Below are 20,620 nucleotides of genomic sequence, written 5' to 3' on the forward strand. Positions count from 1 at the left end.
AACGTCAATTGTGTGAGGATGTGAACAACTTATGGTGTCATTGCCAACCAAGGCTGAGTTGCTTAGCCGTCTTTCGTCTCGTCCCCAGATTCATCATTGGGATGCGCTGCCGCTCCCAGAGTCTGCACTGTTTGGAACCGATGGTATTCGAGGAAAAGCAGGAGAGTTATTAACTGCGCCGCTCGCCATGCAGGTTGGCTACTGGGCAGGGCAAGTGTTGGGATCGGGCAATCATGCGCCTGTGATCATCGGTCAGGATTCGCGCAATTCGAGCAATATGCTAGCAATGGCGCTTTCTGCTGGATTGACTGCTGCTGGAATTGAGGTGTGGGACTTGGGTTTGTGTCCGACTCCGGTGGTGGCACATTTGACGCATCACAGTGAAGCGATCGGCGGTGTGATGATCTCTGCCAGCCACAATCCGCCCGAAGATAACGGCATTAAATTCTTCAATTCGGATGGCTCGAAGCTGGCGCTAGAACTTCAGCAGCAAATCGAAGCTGGATTGCGGGGTGAAGGCAAAATTGCGACGATTTCCCAGCAGTGGGGACAGCATTTTCATCGTCCAGAGTTGATTAATCATTACATTGACGCGATTCAAACGCCTTTAGTCACAGAATCTGAGCAACCGCTAGCAGGATTGCGCGTTGTCTTAGATTTAGCGTGGGGTGCAGCAACGCGATCGGCAACCGAAGTGTTTCGCGCTTTAGGGGCGGAAGTGATTGCCCTGCATGAAATTCCAGATGGCGATCGCATTAATGTAAACTGCGGTTCTACTCATTTGAATCTGCTGAAAGCGGCGGTGATCGAACAGTCTGCGGATGTCGGATTTGCCTTTGATGGCGATGCCGATCGAGTGTTAGCAGTCGATGCTCAAGGCCGCACGGTGGATGGAGATTACATTCTCTACTTATGGGGACAGCAGCTTTTATCAGCGGGTCAACTTCCAGGGGCGACGATCGTCGCAACCGTAATGTCAAATCTTGGGTTTGAACGTGCCTGGGAAAAGTTGGGCGGACAATTAATCCGGGCGGCTGTGGGCGATCAGTATGTTCATGCCGAAATGGTGAAATGCGGTGCGGCTCTGGGCGGCGAGCAATCTGGACATATTCTTTGTCCGCAGCATAGCGTCAGTGGCGATGGATTATTAACCGCACTGCATTTAGCGAATTTGATTGTACAATCAGGCGTTTCGCTCTCGCAATTGGTCGATCGCAGTTTCAAAACCTATCCGCAACTGCTGCGGAATGTACGAGTTGAAGATCGAGCCTTACGCATGAACTGGAATAAGAATCAGGCGGTACAGAACGCGATCGCGCAGGCTGAGGCGGCAATGGGCAACCAAGGGCGAGTTCTGGTACGCGCATCGGGGACTGAACCTGTGATTCGGGTGATGGTCGAAGCTGAAAATGCAGAACTCGCAACCTACTGGACAGAGCAACTGGTTTCGACCGTGCAGCGGCATTTAACCGTGGAGAAGCATCTGAGCTAGGTGATAGGCGCGATCGCAGCCGTAAGTTCGTAGCCGTAAGTGATGTCAATGCTCGATCGCTTACGGCTTGCGAGAGCGGGATTAAAACATTTGCCAATCCGGAGATTTGAGTTGCTTCAATTGCTCAACTCGTTTGCGAAAAAACTGTTCATCTAAACGGCTGTAATTGTGGCGAAGTGCATAAGTTAAGCAAATCGACCACATCCAAATATGGGCAGTTTGTGTAAATGCAGAAATCGCTTCAAGCTCAAACGCTTTGAGCGGGGACACCGATTGGTATCCTTGCAGAAAAGCCTCTCTGACTCGCCGACTGATGCCCGTACTCAACGCAACTTGACGAAACTTGCCAAGCTCAAACGCTCTCCAACCAAAGCCGCATTGATCAAAATCAAATAGAGTCGGCTGATCCGCCTCATTAAAGTGCGTGTTGCCACTATGCGGATCGCCCCAGCAAATTCCCCAGTAAGGTGCCGATCGCGGAAAGTTTTTCAGTGCAAACTTAATCTGCTCGATCGCCGCTTCGATATAAGCCTGATCCTCAAGCTGCAAAAAAGGCGAAATCTCACTCCAAGAATCGTTGAGCAAATAATCGAGCGTCAAGGGCTTACGATCAAATGTACAGTCAAACTCCAGCCCCGCTTGGTGTACTTTTGCCAGCGTCTCACCCAATCTTGTAGCTTGCCGAATACTCAGATCACCAATCGGGACACCTCCGGGCGCATACGTAAACAGAGCCGCATAGCGATCGCCCTCCGGCGCAGAAATAACGATCGACAGTTTGCCCGCTTCCGTCTTTAAAGGATATGCCACAGGCAAGCCGCGCTGATGTAGAAAATTTAGCAGTGCTAACTCAAAATCGATATCGGCTTGAGAACGCCAGTCCCAGTGTGAAATTCTTAGGACATAGGCAGCGCGATCGGTTTCGATCAGATAGACATCGCTCAATCCCCGACACCAAAACTGACAGTTTCTCACCGTTCCAAGGTCGTAGCACGATAAAATCCTTGCCACGATCGCCCTTGGATCGATCGTAGAATACAGGACAGGAAACAGATCGGCGGTGAGAGATCGCATTGATACAAGGAGCGGCAGCGCTTTTGTTATCCTCCATACTGCGCTAGAACTCCACCCACAATGGTCAAGTTTGATACGAAATGCAGTTAATTTCGGGCGATTAACGCTGCTGCAACCATGACGAGATGATCGGGTTCGACAGGTTTTGCCACATGTCGCGCAAATCCCGCTGCGATCGCCTGCTGTTGAGCCATTTCTCCGGCAAAGGCACTCAGCGAGATCGCTGGAACTCTTTGTTCTGGCTTGAGGCTTCTGAGCAATTGATAGCCATCCATCTCTGGCATTCCGACATCGCTGATCAAGAGATCGGTCTGATGATGAGCCAGAATCTTCAGCGCTCCGATCGCGCAGTCCGCCCGCTGAACGCTTGCTCCTGCCGATTCAAGCACATACGCGACAAAATCCCGCGAATCCAATTCATCATCCACGACTAAGATCCGAATTCCTTCGAGGCAAGGTCTAGGCTCTGGCGGGTCAAGGTTTGACTGCAACGCTGCGATCGCGTTACTTAACGGGAGCGTCACGGTAAAGACGGCACCTTGATTTTCACCCCCACTTTCGGCGCGGATGGTGCCACCATGGAGCTCGACAATCTGACGCACGATCGCTAAACCCAAGCCTAGCCCCCCGAACTTGCGCGTGGTCGCGCTGTCAGCCTGACGAAACCGATCGAAGACATACGGTAAAAACTCAGCATCAATTCCCTTGCCGGTGTCGATGACTTGAATTTGCGCCGATCGATCAAACTGCGTTAAGCGCACTTCAACCCGACCCCCTTCCGGTGTAAACTTCACCGAATTCGAGAGCAAATTACACACAACTTGCTGTAACCGTGCCGCATCTCCTAGCACGATCGCAGAAGCTTCGATGCGCGTTTGAATTTGAATCCTTTTCGCATTGGCAGCAAGCCGAATCGTTTCGATCGCCGTAGTCATTACTCTAGATAAGTTTACCGATCGCACATCCAGCATTAACTTACCTTGCAAAATTCGCGAAATGTCCAGCAAATCCTCGATCAATTGGGTCAGTTGTACCGCATTGCGCTCGATCGTTGCCAAGGCTTTATCCTGGCTTTCGAGGCTGACTTTGCTCGATCGTAGGAGTTTCGTCCAGCCCAAAATGGGACTGAGTGGCGTTCTCAGCTCATGCGATAAGACCGCGAGAAATTCATCTTTCATCCGGTTGGCGGCTTCGGCTTGCTCTCTCGCAGCCCGTTCAGCTTCTGACACTCGTATTCGATTGAGTTCTGTCGCAATTCGCAGCGCAAAAATGGTTAATAGCGACTCTGCAAGCTGTACATTTTCTAGCGGCTTGCTGTGCATAATCCCCAACAGTCCCAAAGGGTTTTCTCTTGAGTCAAAGAAAGGCACAGCGATATAGCCTTCGATGTTCAAGGGTGCAAGCAATGGCGCATTAGGAAACAGCGCTTGCACCCGACGCGGGTAAGAGCAAAGCCTGCGATTTGCGATCGCCTTCTTGCAAGGCGTGTCATCGATTAGATAGTCAAAGCTATCGACATTTTGACCATGAGCGCAAACTGCGATCGTTTGCACGGTCTGCTGCATGGGTTCAACTAAACGCCCGATGTAGACATAATCTACTGATAAAGCCTTAGCCAAGTGTAGAACCAATGCATCAAAAAACGCTTGTCCTGTAACGGCTGAAACGCCCTGCGTCACTTCCAATAATGCTGCATCGGTTTGAGCAATTTTTCGGGCGGCGAGTCTTAGCTCTAGTTCATCCATCACCATCGCGGCTAAATCGACGAGCGTTTCCCGCTGCTCAGCATCCAAGTCATCGTGCGGCTGGCTATCCAATAAACAGAGCGTTCCTAGGTTGTAGCCATCTTGTGTGATCAGGGGTGCGCCCGCATAAAAGCGTAAGCTCGGTTCTGCCATCGCAAACGGATTACAAGCGAAGCGATCGTCCTTGCGCGTATCGGGAATCACTAAAATTTCGTTATAAAGAATGGCAACGTTGCAGAGCGCGTCGTTGCGCGGAACTTCTGCAAGATTAAACCCCTGACACGACTTAAACCAAGCGCGATTTTCATCTACTAAAGAAACAATCACGATCGGGACATTGAACAATCGAGCTGCGAGTTTGGTGATGCGATCGAAAGCCTCCTCGGCAGGTGTATCCAGAATGTTGTATCGCAGCAGTGCTTCTATCCGCTCTGCGTCGTTTTCAGGTCGTAAGGATTCTGGAGAAGTCTCTTGAATCAAAGCGTCGGCCATAAGAATTGAACAAGAACCGTGAGTTCGGGAACAGTGGGTCAAACGATCGCTAGAATTTCTATCTTAGTATCAGAGATTTTTTGCTTGTATACAGATGTTTCTCAACCTACAACGTTCTTTTGTTCGTGGGACTCTAGCTAAGGGAGGGATCTCTACCAGTACACTGAGAGGAGAACATTCAAGGAATAGTTTCGTGATTCGAGTTGGACTGGTCGGAACCGGATATGCCGCGAAGCTGAGAGCAGAAGCGGTGAATCAAGACGATCGAGCAAAATTAGTTGGTGTAGCAGGACATCAACCTGATAAAACGGCGGAATTTGGGCATACGCACCAAACCCAAGCGTTTAATGCTTGGCAAGAATTGATTCAAGCGGTTGATTTAGTCATCATCTGCGGCGTGAACTCAGAGCATAGTGAGATCGCAGAATCTGCGCTCGAATCCGGTCGTCATGTCGTGGTCGAATATCCGTTGGCGATCGATCTTGAATCTGCAACGCGAGTAATTGAACTCGCTCATGCTCGAAATCGCTTACTGCATGTCGAACATATCGAGATTTTGGGCGGAGTGCATCAAGCCTTTTTGCGATCGCTTTCTCAAGTTGGTACGCCGTTTTATGCTCGGTATGCGACCGCAACGCCGCAACATCCTGCACCTCCGAAATGGACATACACGCGATCGCTGTTCGGTTTTCCATTGGTGGGTGCCTTATCGCGACTGCACCGATTGATTCATGCGTTTGGGCAAGTTGAATCGGTGAGCTGTCAGAATCGCTATTGGAATTTGAACGCCGATCGTTACACAGGTTGTCTCTGTAAGGCGCAACTGCAATTTAAGAGTGGGGTGATTGCAGATGTGGTGTACGGCAAGGGTGAAACACTTTGGACACCGGAGCGCAAGTTAGAAGTTCAGGGCGATCGTGGTGCATTAATCTTTGATGGTGATGAAGGTGCATTCGTGAATTCGGAAGGGGTGAGCGCGATCGAGGTCGGTGCGAGACGGGGATTGTTTACCAAGGATACGAGCGCTGTTTTAGATCATTTACTGAACGGAGCGCCGTTATATGTTCAACCCGAAGAGAGCTTATATACATTGAAAGTTGCGATCGCGGCTCAACGATCGGCAGAACAGGGACAAACGATCGCGATCGAATAGTTACTCAGGCTGGAATTTAATGATCGCAGCGATCGCGCTACAAATTTTTTGCGTTTGTTCTTCAAAGAGTTGTTCAATGCACCGGATAAATCGTTGAGCATCAACTTCTTCATAATTCTCATTCTTGCGTCTGGTGCTGAATCCCTTAGAATAAATATTTGGCTTGCGATTCTTCATCCTGTCGTGATTCTCAGACTCAACTCTCAGCATCTTGTGAGCATTCGTGTTCATGCCGAGCGCACCTATCCAGACGAGTGCTGCGGCTTGCTGTTGGGCAAGAGTGACCCCACTGGGAAAACCGTCATGGAAGTGAAAGCAACGGAGAATCGATGGAGTGACGACGAGAGCGGTCTGACCAGAAAGCGTCAATATGAAATTGCACCAGAAGAAATGCTGGCAGCGATGAAAGAAGCTCGATCGCAAGGTCTCGATATTATTGGGATCTATCACTCACATCCGGATCAGCCAGCAGTGCCTTCAGAATGCGATCGTGCAGCGGCATGGTCGGCTTATAGTTATGCGATCGTGTCAGTGTCTGAAGGCAAATCGGTTGACCTTCGCTGCTGGAGCCTCGACGATCAACAGGTTTTCCAACCGGAAGAACTCTTGATCACCTGAAGGAACTTCCCTAATTCGAGCGAACACGTACCTGTGTAGCAAAGCTATCGAATTGATTTTGTCAACTTGTTCAGCGACGCACCATGCTAAACCCAAATCTGGATGAAATCCAGTTAACCAATGATGATTACGCCCGATATTCCAGGCATATTATTTTGCCGGAAGTCGGGCTGGATGGACAGAAAAAACTCAAAGCGGCAAGCGTTCTCTGTGTGGGAACAGGCGGACTGGGATCACCGCTATTGTTGTATTTAGCAGCAGCCGGGATCGGACGGATTGGAATTGTCGATTTTGATGTGGTTGATAGTTCTAACCTGCATCGCCAAATTATTCACGGGACATCGTGGGTGGGTAAGCCCAAGATCGAATCGGCAAAACAGCGAATTCTTGAGATTAATCCAACCTGTCAAGTGGATTTGTATGAGACACGATTGAGTTCTGAGAATGCGCTGCAAATTGCGGAACCCTATGACTTGGTGATCGACGGAACCGATAATTTCCCAACGCGATATCTCGTGAATGATGTTTGCGTGCTGTTGAATAAGCCGAATGTGTACGGCTCGATTTTCCGGTTTGAAGGACAAGCGACGGTCTTTAACTACGAGGGCGGGCCAAATTACCGCGATCTTTATCCAGAACCCCCGCCACCCGGATTGGTGCCTTCTTGTGCCGAGGGCGGCGTTTTAGGCGTGTTGTGCGGCATTATCGGAACGATTCAGGCGACTGAAGCGGTGAAAATCATTCTTGGACAAGGCAACACGCTCAGTGGGCGATTGTTGTTGTACAACGCGCTAGAGATGAAGTTCCGGGAGCTTAAACTGCGTCCGAATCCGGTGCGCCCTGTGATTGAGAAGTTAGTGGATTACGAGGAATTTTGCGGAATTCCGCAAGCAAAAGCGGCTGAAGAACAGGCAAAAGCGAGTATGCAAGAAATTACGGTGCAGGAATTGAAGCAACTGATCGACAGTGGCGCGATCGGTCAAGAATACGTCTTGCTCGATGTCCGCAATCCCAATGAGTACGATATTGCTCAGATCCCCGGTTCTGTCTTGATTCCATTACCAGATATCGAGAACGGAAATGGCGTTGAGAAAGTGAAAGAACTGCTCAACGGACACAAGTTGATTGCTCACTGCAAAATGGGAGGTCGATCGGCCAAAGCGATCGGTATTCTCAAATCGGCTGGGATTGATGGGATCAACGTGAAAGGCGGAATTACTGCCTGGAGTCGCGAAGTCGATCCCTCTGTACCGGAATATTAAACAGCTTGAAAATGCAGTTGGGGCAATTTACAGCAATTGCCCCAATTTTTTGTGTTATCCAAACGCCAGCCTTGCTGCCCAAAATCCACCCAAAACAACCAACGCGAGCCAATCAAACCGCTTCAAAATTAACTGATGCCATTCCACTCGATGCTGATTCGGACTGGTAAATCCACGAACCTTCATCGCACTCGCAATCTGCTCTGCTCTCAGCAATAGATTTTGCAACAATCGCTCTGCAACCGATAAACACACCTGAATCGTGCGGCGAAATCCTAACTTCTTCCAATTGATAGCACGAGTGCGAATCGATCGAATCAAATTCTGAAATTCCTCCAACACCAGCGGAATGAATCGCAACGACAACGTTAATGTCAATGCAACTTCGGTCACCGGAATATTAAACCGACGCAACGGACGCATCAAATCTTCCAATCCTGCGGTGACTTCTTCTGGAGCAGTTGTAAGCAAAAATAAATTCGTACTGTAGATCAGCGTAAACAATAAAGTACCAACTCGGATCGCCAGATCCAATGATCGCCGAGTCACCCGAATCGGCCCACGCTGAAAGACCACATACTGATAGTCTGTCGGTTGCCTCAACTCTGGGCGCTTTAACTGATTGGCAAGTTGGGTTTGCTCTTTGGGCGCTGCTTGAAATGGATTGAACCAAGACTGCGGCGGTGCGGGTTTTGGAACCGTGTTCGGTTGCTGCACAAATGCCAGTTCATTTTCAGGCAGTCGAGGACGCGGCTCAACACTCAAACCATCAGGCGCGATCGCAACCAGCGAAAACACATAGACCGCCAGCAATAACAGCCAGCCCATCTGCTGCCGCCAGACTCGGAGCGGAATCCGAGACGCTAGAGTTAGTACAATCAACACACCCACGAGCAGCAACCGCCATTCTGCACTCGCCAGTAAGGGAGTTGCTAGAAAACTCATCAACCACGCCAGCTTTACCCGTGGATCGAGTCGGTGCATCCAGGTGATCGGCTGTTCGAGATACAACCCTAACGGCAGCGATCGCAGTAAATCCATACGCTAAACCTTCGTTGCTCGATTCGCTGTGTTCCGCTCGACTTCTCGTACTTTCTTACCGCGCCAAAGTAATCGGAGCGGCGTACCCTGGAAGCCTAAAGATTCACGGAATTTACGATCGATATAACGGCGGTAGTTGTCGTTAAACAGATGGGGATCGTTGACGAATAGCGCGATCGTCGGAGGTGCGCTGCTTACCTGAGTCCCGTAGTAGATCTTGCCCTGTCGTCCTTGTCTTGTGGTCGGTGGAGTATGCCAAGAAAGCGCATCTTCTAGCACTTCATTGATTACAGCCGTTGAAACTCGACGCTTGTGTTGTTCGGCGGCACGATCGACGAGTTCAAAAATCTTTTCGACGCGCTGACCTGTTTTGGCACTGATAAAAATGCTTTCTGCCCACTCGACAAAATGCAAGCGATCGCGGATTTGACGCTCATATTCATAAATGGTGTGCGCGTCTTTTTCAACTGCATCCCATTTGTTAATAATCACCACACAGCCGCGCCCTTCATCGTCAATTCGTCCGGCTAACTTTTGGTCTTGCTCGGTTACGCCGTCTAGGGCATCGATAACAAGGAGCACCACATCAGAACGATCGATCGCTTTAAACGCTCGATTGATTCCAAAAAATTCGGGGCCGTACTCTACGTTCTTTTTCTTACGAATCCCGGCAGTATCAATCAAGCGATACGTTTTATCGTTGCGCTCAACTACCATGTCGATCGCGTCTCTCGTCGTTCCTGAGATTGGACTGACGATCGAGCGATTTTCGCCGACAAACGCATTAAGTAAGCTCGACTTACCCACATTCGGGCGACCTGCGATCGCGACTTTAGTTTCAGGATTTTCTTCGATTTCAAGGGTGGTGGGTAAGTGTTCGACAACCTGATCGAGTAAGTCCCCTGTACCGCTTCCGTGAATGCTGGAAACCGGATACGGCTCACCCAGCCCTAATTCCCAGAATTCTGCGGCTTGGATAATGCCTTGATCTACCGATTCACACTTATTGACCGCCAGCACAACCGGAACAGGCTGCTGACGCAGCCATTGAGCAATTTCCTCGTCGGCTTGAGTTAATCCCGCCTGTCCATCCACAACAAAAATCGCCGAGGACGATTCTGACAGAGCCGCCATTGCTTGTTCTCGAATCAGGGGTAAAAACTCGGTGTCATCATCAAACACCAGTCCGCCCGTATCGACAACTTGGAATTCTCGATCGCGCCAAAACGCTCGTTTGTAGGTGCGATCGCGGGTCACACCGGGTTCATCGAACACGATGGCATCCTGCACCTGAGCAAGACGGTTCACAAGCGTAGACTTGCCCACATTCGGGCGACCAATAATGGCAACGATCGGCAATGACATATTTTTGAGAGACAGGGATTGACTTAAGCCAGCACATCATTGTAACGCAATCTCTCCTTAGTCAGCTTGCGTCAAGATTTCGTAGCCTGTGGAGGTTACGGCGATCGTATGTTCACATTGGGCGGAGAGTTTGCGATCTTTTGTTAAGGCTGTCCATTGGTCGGGCATGACTTCGACTTCCCAGGTGCCTTCGTTGATCATCGGTTCGATCGTAAATACCATTCCAGGACGCAACTTTTTCCCGGTACCGCGTTTGCCATAGTGGGGAATTTGGGGAGCCGTGTGGAAAATGTGGCTAATTCCATGTCCCACAAAGTCTTGCACGACTGAAAAGCCTTGAGATTCGGCATATTCTTGAATCGCTGCACCAATATCGCCGATTCTGGCACCGGGTTTTACCGCATCCATGCCTAGTTGTCGGCATTTGTCAGTCACTTCGACCAAACGCTTTGCTAACGGTGATGGTTCTCCGACGAAATACATTTTCGAGGTGTCGCCATGATAGCCATCGACGATCAGCGTCACATCAATATTGATAATGTCTCCATTTTTCAGCACTTGTTTAGCGTTGGGAATGCCGTGACACACAACCTCATTAACGCTAGTGCAAATGGACTTGGGGAAGCCGTTGTAGCCAAGGGGAGCACTTTTGGCTCCGTGGGCTTGTGTCCAGCGTTCGGCTTCGTCGTTGAGTTCTAATGTAGAGACACCGGGTTTGACGAAGGACTCTAAGTGATTCAATAGCTGCGCTGCAAGCTTTCCGGCTCGGCGCATTTTTTCGATTTCGCGACTCGAAAGGAGGGTGATAACTTCTTGTTCCATACCAACATTTTAGCGAGAACTGTTCTGAGCTTTGAGCTAGAGCGATTCGATTTTAAACGGTTTTCTATTGAACTGAACGATCGCCATTGATCCAGTGCAGCAAATCGGGTGTGAGGTCTTGCCGCGATCGCGTTTGAGAGTTTATACAAACATGGCGGGTGAGCGCTTTTGCTATCGTTTGCTCCTGAAACAAACGGTAAGAAATTTCAAATTCACTCGGTTTTAATAAGTTTGGAGTGAGCGCGATCGTAATTTCATCGCCACAAAACATCGGCTTAAAAAAATCGACTTCAGCGTGAACAATTGGAACCGCAATGGTTTGACCCGAAAAAAACGATCGCAGATTAATTCCACTTGCGGTCAAAGAGGCTTCATACGCTTCGTGGCAGAAGTTCAAAACGTTTGCAAAATACACCACTCCTGCTGCATCGGTGTCGGAAAAGCGAATCGATCGAGAATAAGTAAATTGCATCAGGAAATCATCAGTTCAGCTTTAAGAAAGTCGATAAATTGACGGGCAGTTCTGCCCGATCGTCCATTATGCCGAGTTGCCCACTGCAACGATCTGAATTCTAGATCTTCAGTGCTCAATTCAATCTGAGCTTGGCTTGCTAAATGATGAACAATTTTCAGATAAGTGGTTTGATCCGCAGGCTCAAACGTCAGGGTTAAACCGAAGCGATCGCTAAACGATAGCTTCTCCTGCACCGTATCCCAATGATGCACTTCGTCGGCATCTTTTGGACGGGGACGATCGTCAAAGAATTCTCGAATTAGGTGCCGTCGATTTGAAGTGGCGTAAACTACCACGTTTTGAGGTCGAGCGGTGAGATTCCCTTCTAATACCACTTTCAGTGCTTTATAAGCATCGTCATCTTCTTCAAAAGATAAATCATCCACGAAAATGACAAATTTCTGGGGGAGATCCCGCAAGCGTTCTACGATCGTCGGTAACGCTTTCAATTCGGATTTTGGCACTTCGATCAGGCGGAGATTCTCATAGTTACCGAGCAGCGATTTCACGAGCGACGATTTTCCTGAACCACGACTGCCATATAGCAAAATGTGCAGCGCAGGCAATCCAGCCAGCAGAAATTCGGTGTTTCGCAGCAAAGTATCGCGCTGAGTTTCATAACCGACTAAGGCATCGACTTGAATTGGATCGGGATTAGCGATCGCATTCAATTGCCCATCTTGCCAACGAAATGCACGGTACTCAGCAAAAACTCCTGCCCCAAAGCGGCGATAAAACTCGATTAATTCTGGAAGCGCGATCGACCAATCTTGCAGCGATTCAAGCTGTTTCTGAATTTGTCTAATTTGCGTTTGTTTTAAACTACTTGCTGCATTAGGAATGTAATCAACCCAAGGTGCAGTCTTGTGTTTCATTAATTGATAAAACTGCTGACTACCGCATTCATAAAACCGTTGCAGAATTCTTAAATCGTGCTTTGCTGCTTCCATCAGTTCTTTGAGAATTTCGCCGCGACGAAGCTGGTATGTCAGCGGATTTTCTGAAGCTAAAATCCGATTCAGCAAATAGTCGCGCCATCCTTGGTTGCGTTTTGCCAATTCTGAAAACCATTCACTGTAGCTCGCCGCTGCAATCTCTGGACGATCGAGCGCGCTCAAAGCGGTGCGAAATGCTAATAACACCGGATCATCTAACAAATCCCGGTAGATTAACAGCGACAGACATTTCTCAGGTAACGATCGTACTTTTACCATTCAACTACATCCCCAACACAGTCGTTAAAAATTTCGGCGCAGGTAACACCAATAGAATCAAAATCACCAACGCCATCAACCCCACCGCATTGCGAAAACCATCGACTTCAATCACATCATTCAGCGTCGGTTCATTCAACGCAGGCAGCAAAAACAATAACACTGTCCACAGCAACAAATGTGGATATACAATCGCAAACCCTAATAGCAAGAATCGAGAAATGCGTCCGATCCTGGCTCCGACCCGTCGCCCAAACACAGCATGAATCATCCGTCCGCCATCTAACTGACCGATCGGCATTAAATTAAACGCAGTAAACAATATCCCAACCCAACCCGCGATCGCCACCGGATGCAGCCGCAGTGCTGCATAGGGAGTTAAATCACGCCCGATCGCCAACTTGCTAAACACCGCAAGCACGATCGAAACTCTCGGATCAAGCGCTTGGAATTGAAAGAGTCCGCCCTGACTCGGTAGCGGCACAACCCCTGACTGCACCAATCCCCAAGCGAATAACGGAATACTCACGCTCAACCCCAAAAACGCACCCACTAGCCCAATGTCAAACAGCGCCTTACGATGCGGAATTGGAGACTTTAACTGCGTAAATGCCCCGATCGTTCCCAGGGGAAAAAACGGCAGTGGAATAATCGGAATAAAATACGGCAGCGTAATTGCAATGTGAAATTTACGAGCGGTGACAAATTGCCCAAGACTTCGTGCTGCAAAAAAGATCAAAACCGGAATCGAATAAGGCAATCCATTTTCTAAAAACGCCGCGATCGTCGGAACCCGTCCCACGATTTGCAGCCCTGCCCAAGTGGTTGTAAACACCGTCAAAAGCATCAGCGCGATCGCAAATCCGGGACGAATCAGCAGACTCGAATTCTTTGACTCAACGCTTGCCGCTGGATTAATCACCAGTTCAAAAAACGGCTCTCCCGGATAATACTCCTGAAAAATCACATGAAAGCGATCGCCGAACTGTGCCTCAACATTCTGCCGCACCGTTTGATAAGCGACTTCCGGTGAGGTACGTAACTGCCCCCGACAAACCACGCCCTGCGGATGATATTCCAAGTGCCGTAGATAAAACACCGACCAAGGAAAGCACGTTTGTAAACTGGTTTCTTCGGCGGGATTGAGCGGACGCAAGCTTGCTAGATTCGGCGGTTGTAGCTCAGAGGCAGGCTTGGGAGGCGCAGAGGGCGCAGTATCCAGCGCCGCCCAGCGCTGATCCTGCCCGGATCGGGCAATTCGCCCCCGCTGAATCAGATACAAATACAGCACCAAACAGCCCGCAAACAGCACGATCGTATATGGCATCGGCATTGCTTGCCCCCGAAACGCGATCGTCCACACCACCATGACAAACACAGGCAGCATCGCCACCAACCACAGTGCCCAAACCGGTGTGCGCGTCAGGCTGGCAACCCATTGGGTAATAAACAGGTAAGTGAGCAATCCGAGAAGCAAAAGCCAAATCATGACCAAAGGATGAGACAGGGGGCATAGATGGAAATCACGCGATCTGGCACAATCAACGATGGCAGACTTGCCATATTCTTTAGTTTGACCGATCGAGAAGCTTGTGCCACCAGAATCTCCGATTCCTTTAACGCCACAGTCCCGCACTCCGAAACAGCCGCGTCTAGTGTTTTCAGCGGAAACTTTTCCAGAATCTAGCGTCACGCCAGTTTTCGCGTTTCCGCCGAATCGGGATACGCTCGGTGGTACCGCGTACCTCATTGTAAGAAAAGATGGAAATTTATTGATCGATTGTCCGGCTTGGGATGAAAACACGCGATCGTTTCTCGATGCTCAGGGCGGAGTTAGCAAATTAGTCATCACGCATCGCGGCGGGATGGGAAAGGTGCGTGAGATCCAAGAAGTGTTTGGCTGTGAGGTGATTGTGCAGGAGCAAGAGGCGTATTTGCTGCCCAATATGGCGGTGAGTTCGTTTCGAGAGAGCTTGTCGCTCGCTTCGCTTGCTTACGGGGATATGTCGGAGATGCAAGTGATCTGGACTCCGGGACATTCTCCAGGATCAGCTTGTGTGTATTACGCTGCCCTGGGTGGGATTTTATTCTCCGGTCGCCATTTGCTCCCGAACGCGCAAGGCGATCCCGTCCCGCTCAGAACGGCGAAAACATTTCACTGGAACCGCCAGATTCGTCATGTTCGGAAGCTTTTAGAAATGTTCAATTCAGAGACATTGCACTTTATTTGTCCCGGTGCGAGTTCTGGGCTGCTGCGGGGGAAGTTTGCGATCGAGCAAGCTTACTCCAGATTGGCAAAACTCGATCTTGAAGCCTGTCTGATTCAGGCTGCAACCTTTTGAATCGTTTTTACAGAAGGCTTAAGCGCGATTTTCGATTTCGCGATCGTAGCAATTAATCGCGTTGCTACTCAATGAAGACCCTTCTCCCCTCGCCCCTTCTCCCCAAGGGAGAAGGGGAACTGGACTTCTGGCTTCCTCTCCCACAGGAGAGGGGTGGGGGCGGATCAGGGGTCTTATGTTTAGGCTTATCCACTGAAATAGTTGAAGCGGATGTCAACTCTGCAAAGTATGACCAAGCTTCTGCAAGACTATTCTGCAAGACTAGGTGGATGTAATGTTCTGGCGATCGCTCCTCGTTACTACCACGACACAAGGCTTGGGTACAGCGTTTGCTTTTTTATCGGGGAAGTTAGAACCGATCGGAACTTGGCGCGATTGGGTGAAGTCTTTGCCGTCTGTCGTTTTCATGGCAAATTTGCGGGTTTCGGACTTCATATTTTGACGAATGCCGTTGCTTTCTCCGGGGTGCTGAACAGCGAGAAAGAGGGATTGACGATCGCGGCTCAAAAACGGGCCAGTTAATTCAGCTTCCATCGGAGCCATTGCAAACAGATAAGCATTGCCAGCATTTGCGCCCGATGTGGGCACAAACCATAAGCTATTGTTGCCGAACAGTCCGCGTAAGTGGGATTGGCTGGTTGGGACTCCATTTTTATCAATCCGCCTTGGAACCGCTTTGTTTAACTTGTCTGAAGACATATCGGTAACAATCCAAATATGACCATCCGGATCAATCAGTAAGTTATCAGGATTTGAGAAGCCTGCACCACCCGCAGTCGGTTCGCCGCCCATTGCTAACATTGCCCACCGGAAAGACAGTGCAGCAGAGTCATTGTTGTCTTCAATTAAGTGCATGACAAACCCGTGTTCATAAGGGATTTCGCCTTTCGGGCCTTTAAACACACGCTTATCTGCACCACCATCTCGACTATCTGACGATCCAGAAGTAAAAGAAATGTACAGAGAGCCATCTGGAGCAATCTCGGTGTCTTCGGGTCGAGCCGTACAGGTGGCACCACACGCATTTGCAGCATAGTGAGCATCGATCAAAATAGCACCTTGTTTTTCTGTCGGACTGCCTTCATAGAGATCGCCCAGCGTTTTGAATCGCCGCTTGTACTGGTCGATCGCACCTCTACTGCGAATACTAATAAATCCACCTTCTGGGCGTTTAGGGAGATTGATCATACCCCCAACGATCGTGGCTGGATCTTCAGGATTAACCGCAGTATCAGGTTTAAGTGCAATCCAGCGTCCTGTACCATCTTCGTTGAACTTCGCAGCATAAAGCATTCCATCGGCTAATAAGCGGGAATTTGCTTTATCTTTCGGATCATTCACTGAATCACGACTGACAAACTTATAGATATGTCCACTGCGTCGATCGCACCCGGAATAAAACGCTAAGGGTTTTCCCGCCTCAACTCTCACCCCGACTGCCTCATGGCGATAGCGACCGAGCCAAGTATGCTTAGTTCCATAGTCGTTCGGGTTAGCTGGATCAACTTCAACAATCCAGCCGTATTTGTTACCAGACAATCCAAAAACATTACCTTGTCCAGAAACATCCTCATCGTTAATCCTGAACGTCACGCGATCGGGCGGAAACGATGTGCCATCAGCATAAACTGGCTCAGGAACTTGAATGTGAATGTTTTCTTCCGCACTCAAAACAGTTCCCCACGGCGTTGTACCGCCCGCACAGTTACCAAATGTCCCGATGATCCGATCGCCCAGTTTATCAATGTACCCTGTTCCCGTTTTCTTCTGAAACACAGCTTTTGCTGCGCCAGTACAGCTAAGGTAACGTTTATCTTCTAAGCCTGAGATTCCGGAGATGCGTCGATCGACGTTTGAGAAGGTTCGCTCCCACTTGCCGTCTGGAGTCTTACGAATCGAAATGACACCCATGCCCTGATCAATCAACGCTTCTTTGCAAATAGTTGCAATCTGAGCTTTGAGCGCACTTTTTTCGGGTAGAGCAAGGGCGTTGAGTGCTTTTTTCTTTTTGAGTTCTTGCTCAACTGCGGCGATCGGGAGCGCTTTGCCCAACACTTTTGAGTAAGATTGCAACCACGGAATCGCGCTAATGTACTCAAAGTTAATTGTCAAAAAGCCTTCATTCGGAGCTGTCTCGACAAAGGATAAGTAATCATTGTTGTAGCCAAACCGGGAATCACCAATTCGATCGCCCCAAGCCCCAATCACCTGATAAGAGAATCCTTCTGGAATAACCAAATCATCCACAATCTCAAACGCAGTCACAGCTTTAACATTAGTTAGCAGTGACATCGGACTTTGAATTGGCTTAAAGCTGAGATTCGTCAAAGTCCCGCTTGTTTCTGTCGATTGAAACGGCATCGAAAACTTTTGACTGTTTTTCACCAAGCTCCCGATCGCAGTTGTGCCAGCCGCAGCACCCAGAAGTAGAAGAAGATTCCGACGTTTCATCGGCATAGAGGGATGTCCCCAGTAGGTTTTCGCCTCAGTCTTAGCAGAAAACTTAGTCATTCAGGGTTAAGGCTGGGTAAAAGATAGCTCGTCTTACCCACTAGACTCTAACCCACTAGAAAAGGTAGCAGACTCTTCAGAAACTAAAATTAGTAGTAGACAAGAGACATCAAAGACAGCGAATCGCACTACAATCGAAGTAAATGCGCTTCAAATTAAGGAATCTACAGTGCCTCCTATTCTTAACGACTCCCTCAAAGCTGAACTAGAGCAAACCCGCGACCGTTTACTGAACGAGCAAGACGAAATTGTTCAAGCGGTTAGTAAGCAAGCTGAGGCAGAAATCGATCGCTTGCTCGGTTATATTAACTCACTTTTAGGAGACAGCCAGTCCAGCGCTTCACGGAGCAGTCAGACCGTACCGGCATCCCAGCCCGAAGCGTCGAACTCCAAACCTAAAGCAACATCTGCTAAATCTGATCAATCAGCCTTCGACGCAACAGCACTCAAGGCAAAGTTCAAAGGAGCCAAACCAATGGACGCGATCGTGCAGGTTCTTGCAGATGAGAAGCATCCGCTGTCGATCGACGATCTCATTAATCAGCTTTATGATGCGTTTGATCAAGCTGATATCTCAAAAGCAAGAAGAAGTGTTGCAATCACCACTAAACACGCAGAGCGGCGCGGTTTAGTTCGGAAGATCCAAGACAATCCGCCGCAATTTCAAGCGCCCTAAATGAGTATCGCGATCGCAGGACTACGCCAGCGGAAACCCTGCGGCTAACAGCCATGCGAAAAATAACGCACTAGGGATTGCAACACTCCAACTCTCTCGCACTTGCGCGGAGACGATCGACAACAAACTGATTAATACCGGGAACAACGGCAGCAGCAAAAACATAAATCCAAGCTGCGGTAGAAATTGCAGTACCAACACAAACCCGCCAATGAGGGCAATGCTTTGTGCAACTCCCCAAGCGATCCGTTGTGCTGGCGTTCGATTTTGCTGCGTCATTTCAGTTGCAAGAAACCAAGGCAGTGACGCGATCGCGATTGCTCCCCAAACAACCAACCGCTCCGGAGTCAACACCGACTGCAACCATACAACCTGTGCCATCGCTCCGACTGCAATCCATAACACTGTAAACACACCGATTCCCACGCCCACCGCTCGTAATCTCAGTGGCGGAATTTGGCGCAACACGCTCAGCCAAATTGCCCCTGCCATCAAGAACCAAAGCGCGACGGCTCCACCCACTTGAACACCACCCAGCGTTTGCAGATCAATCACACGATTCAGTAAAACAAGCCCAAGGGTCGGCACGATCGACGATAAAATCAAACCACCCCAGCGCTGTACTGCTGAAATCGCAGAAACTTCGCCCTTCATTCGTACACTTGGCATCACCGCAGTAAGCGCCATGATCCATCCCACGAGATGAACGCCTTGCCAAAGCATCCGACGATCGACGTACTGACTTTGCTGTTGCTGTCCAAAGGTGCGATCGAGCCAGTGGCGTGCCGCAGTGTGACTGACTGAATTAAATAAAATCGTGATGTGTTCCACATTGGGCACCAAGACAAACTCGCGCCCTCGTTCTGATGCGGTATCCGAATTGGTGCCGCCTGCTTGCTGAAGGATGCGTTCTGCATTGCGAATAAATCCACCTTCCCAAGTGCCCGCTTGTAGCTGTAGATTTCGGGGTCGATCCGCAGTTACAGTCGCGCCCGTGGGCGAGATCGCAACAGTTGCAGAAAAATCGCTCAGATGCTCGATCGCAGCATCCATCACGGCTCCACTTCCCATCGAATGCCCCAGCACCGCAAGTCGAGAACGGTCTACTTCTGGCTGCTGTGCGATCGCATTCCAAGCCGTTTGAAAGTTACGCTGGAGTGAACCAGAATGCAAACGATTTGGGTTTGCACCATGACCATCCCAATCCCAAAGCATGACTGCATAGCCTGATTGAGATAATACATATCCGTAAGTCAGCATCAACTGTTTTGAACCAGAGTAACCATGTGCAACTAACACTCCCGGAACAGACTTCGCTGACTTTGGTGCAAGATAGAGCAGTGGAACTCCTTCTTGATTCAAGGGACGCACAATTAATCCTGCGCGGGCTGTGAAGATGCCCCACCAGGACAGCGCAATCAGCAGCACCGCTAGAATAAGTAGGCCAATTCGCGATCGTTTCAAGTCAGGTGTTCCTTAATAAAAGCAGCGGAAGATATCAATTTCAGCTTAGTTGAATGGAGCTAGTCATTTGTTACCTGTGCCGTTAGCGGCGCAGTAAACACCAACAACCCTGGAATTTCTCGACCATTGACCTGCCGAGTGTATAACCTGGAGCCTTTGATCGCGTAACGCTGTGAAATCTCTTCTAATGCTGTTAATAGCGAGTCCGGTGCTAGATTGCCTAGTGATAGCCTTGGCTGTACATACAAGACACGATCGACCTGTAGGGGCTTAATCAAATAGTGAGATTGTTGTGGGCTACTTGCAGCACTCTGAGGAGCCACAAGGTTAATGGTAATAAAGAAGAGGCAGCCAATAAAAGCGGCAATCACAGGCGCGAATTTCTGAACTTTCATCACTCTTATCCTTTAGATTCTGCTCATTTTGTAAAGACTAAGCCCCTCCGTAAACCTGCCTTAGCCTTTAGCCTTTGAAGTGGAGGGTATCCACTCTGCCCTTGGTATGCCAAACAGGTATACCAAGGGCAGGGCTGCTGGGGCATTTTTGCAAGGATCTACCTAGAAGACTGTTAACTCTATTCACAAACCTTAACCATGATATTAAGAAAAGTAAAGTTCGCTGTAAGACTTTCTATCTAAAGACTGAAATATCAGAGCGATAGATTACAGTTTCGCTTTCAGAAGTCATTCAAAAAATAACCCAAAACCATCTCAAGCTCCCGATTTCCAGGAATTTTTACGCCTCAGTAGGATTCTATCCAGAAAGAAAAAGAGCAAGTTTTAGAGTCTTATTGCTTAAGAAGCCACACTGCACAGCCAGGGTCTCTTTATGTTTC

At 49.2% G+C, this 20,620-nt stretch carries 18 protein-coding genes; 6 read left to right on the forward strand and 12 right to left on the reverse strand.

The window, feature by feature from the left end:
* The first annotated feature begins 31 nt into the window (after nucleotides 1-31).
* A complete protein-coding gene (gene glmM, locus NC981_RS17950; protein WP_348244195.1) occupies nucleotides 32-1,492 on the forward strand; it encodes a phosphoglucosamine mutase in 1,461 nt (486 codons plus the stop codon).
* Between the two features lie 81 nt (nucleotides 1,493-1,573).
* On the opposite strand, the gene NC981_RS17955 is transcribed toward glmM, so the two are convergent.
* Together NC981_RS17955 and NC981_RS17960 are read right to left on the reverse strand one after the other, a co-directional pair.
* Nucleotides 1,574-2,566, reverse strand: a complete 993-nt coding sequence (locus NC981_RS17955; RefSeq protein WP_348244196.1) for a phosphotransferase — start codon at nucleotides 2,564-2,566, stop codon at nucleotides 1,574-1,576.
* A gap of 86 nt (nucleotides 2,567-2,652) precedes the next feature.
* Nucleotides 2,653-4,803, reverse strand: coding sequence for an ATP-binding protein (locus tag NC981_RS17960; RefSeq protein WP_348244197.1), 2,151 nt, complete (start codon nucleotides 4,801-4,803; stop codon nucleotides 2,653-2,655).
* Nucleotides 4,804-4,996: 193 nt separating this feature from the next.
* On the opposite strand from NC981_RS17960, the gene NC981_RS17965 reads away from it, so the two are divergent.
* Entirely contained in the window at nucleotides 4,997-5,956 is a 960-nt protein-coding gene (locus NC981_RS17965) for a Gfo/Idh/MocA family oxidoreductase (protein WP_348244198.1), read from the forward strand.
* Here NC981_RS17965 and NC981_RS17970 read toward each other — a convergent pair whose 3' ends face one another.
* Nucleotides 5,957-6,133 carry a hypothetical protein gene (locus NC981_RS17970; protein ID WP_348244199.1) on the reverse strand — a complete coding sequence of 59 codons (177 nt, stop codon included), beginning with the start codon at nucleotides 6,131-6,133 and terminating at the stop codon, nucleotides 5,957-5,959. It abuts the gene before it with no gap.
* A 6-nt stretch (nucleotides 6,134-6,139) separates the two neighbouring features.
* Between NC981_RS17970 and NC981_RS17975 the strand changes: the two genes are divergently transcribed.
* Together NC981_RS17975 and moeB are read left to right on the forward strand one after the other, a co-directional pair.
* Complete coding sequence (locus NC981_RS17975; RefSeq protein ID WP_348244200.1) at nucleotides 6,140-6,574, forward strand: M67 family metallopeptidase; 435 nt, start codon at nucleotides 6,140-6,142, stop codon at nucleotides 6,572-6,574.
* 83 nt (nucleotides 6,575-6,657) lie between these two features.
* On the forward strand, nucleotides 6,658-7,836 hold the full coding sequence (gene moeB, locus NC981_RS17980) for a molybdopterin-synthase adenylyltransferase MoeB (RefSeq protein ID WP_190375839.1): 1,179 nt from the start codon (nucleotides 6,658-6,660) through the stop codon (nucleotides 7,834-7,836).
* A gap of 54 nt (nucleotides 7,837-7,890) precedes the next feature.
* Here moeB and NC981_RS17985 read toward each other — a convergent pair whose 3' ends face one another.
* The 6 genes from NC981_RS17985 to NC981_RS18010 all read right to left on the reverse strand — a co-directional run bounded on the left by NC981_RS17985 (nucleotide 7,891) and on the right by NC981_RS18010 (nucleotide 14,281).
* Nucleotides 7,891-8,877 carry an energy-coupling factor transporter transmembrane component T gene (locus tag NC981_RS17985; protein WP_348244201.1) on the reverse strand — a complete coding sequence of 329 codons (987 nt, stop codon included), beginning with the start codon at nucleotides 8,875-8,877 and terminating at the stop codon, nucleotides 7,891-7,893.
* A 3-nt stretch (nucleotides 8,878-8,880) separates the two neighbouring features.
* Nucleotides 8,881-10,242 (reverse strand): ribosome biogenesis GTPase Der, encoded by a 1,362-nt coding sequence (gene der / locus NC981_RS17990; RefSeq protein WP_190375837.1) that lies wholly within the window; start codon nucleotides 10,240-10,242, stop codon nucleotides 8,881-8,883.
* 57 nt (nucleotides 10,243-10,299) lie between these two features.
* Nucleotides 10,300-11,064: a type I methionyl aminopeptidase gene (gene map / locus NC981_RS17995; protein ID WP_190375836.1), complete on the reverse strand. Its 765-nt coding sequence runs from the start codon at nucleotides 11,062-11,064 to the stop codon at nucleotides 10,300-10,302.
* Between the two features lie 64 nt (nucleotides 11,065-11,128).
* Nucleotides 11,129-11,536: an acyl-CoA thioesterase gene (locus NC981_RS18000; RefSeq protein ID WP_348244202.1), complete on the reverse strand. Its 408-nt coding sequence runs from the start codon at nucleotides 11,534-11,536 to the stop codon at nucleotides 11,129-11,131.
* Nucleotides 11,536-12,792: an ATP-binding protein gene (locus tag NC981_RS18005; protein ID WP_348244203.1), complete on the reverse strand. Its 1,257-nt coding sequence runs from the start codon at nucleotides 12,790-12,792 to the stop codon at nucleotides 11,536-11,538. The genes NC981_RS18000 and NC981_RS18005 overlap by 1 nt, the downstream gene beginning before the upstream one ends.
* 4 nt (nucleotides 12,793-12,796) lie before the next feature.
* The gene (locus NC981_RS18010) at nucleotides 12,797-14,281 is read right to left on the reverse strand and encodes a site-2 protease family protein (protein WP_348244204.1); all 1,485 of its coding nucleotides are present in this window, start codon (nucleotides 14,279-14,281) and stop codon (nucleotides 12,797-12,799) included.
* Nucleotides 14,282-14,384: 103 nt separating this feature from the next.
* Between NC981_RS18010 and NC981_RS18015 the strand changes: the two genes are divergently transcribed.
* Nucleotides 14,385-15,134 (forward strand): MBL fold metallo-hydrolase, encoded by a 750-nt coding sequence (locus NC981_RS18015; RefSeq protein WP_348244205.1) that lies wholly within the window; start codon nucleotides 14,385-14,387, stop codon nucleotides 15,132-15,134.
* Nucleotides 15,135-15,395: 261 nt separating this feature from the next.
* Here NC981_RS18015 and NC981_RS18020 read toward each other — a convergent pair whose 3' ends face one another.
* Complete coding sequence (locus tag NC981_RS18020; RefSeq protein ID WP_348244237.1) at nucleotides 15,396-17,591, reverse strand: alkaline phosphatase PhoX; 2,196 nt, start codon at nucleotides 17,589-17,591, stop codon at nucleotides 15,396-15,398.
* 223 nt (nucleotides 17,592-17,814) lie between these two features.
* Between NC981_RS18020 and NC981_RS18025 the strand changes: the two genes are divergently transcribed.
* Nucleotides 17,815-18,321, forward strand: a complete 507-nt coding sequence (locus tag NC981_RS18025) for a hypothetical protein (RefSeq protein WP_348244206.1) — start codon at nucleotides 17,815-17,817, stop codon at nucleotides 18,319-18,321.
* Between the two features lie 21 nt (nucleotides 18,322-18,342).
* On the opposite strand, the gene NC981_RS18030 is transcribed toward NC981_RS18025, so the two are convergent.
* Together NC981_RS18030 and NC981_RS18035 are read right to left on the reverse strand one after the other, a co-directional pair.
* On the reverse strand, nucleotides 18,343-19,785 hold the full coding sequence (locus tag NC981_RS18030) for an alpha/beta fold hydrolase (protein ID WP_348244207.1): 1,443 nt from the start codon (nucleotides 19,783-19,785) through the stop codon (nucleotides 18,343-18,345).
* Between the two features lie 59 nt (nucleotides 19,786-19,844).
* Complete coding sequence (locus NC981_RS18035; protein ID WP_348244208.1) at nucleotides 19,845-20,180, reverse strand: hypothetical protein; 336 nt, start codon at nucleotides 20,178-20,180, stop codon at nucleotides 19,845-19,847.
* Nucleotides 20,181-20,620: the final 440 nt, after the last annotated feature.

Source organism: Leptolyngbya sp. DQ-M1 (assembly GCF_039962505.1).
GTDB lineage: Bacteria > Cyanobacteriota > Cyanobacteriia > Leptolyngbyales > Leptolyngbyaceae > Leptolyngbya.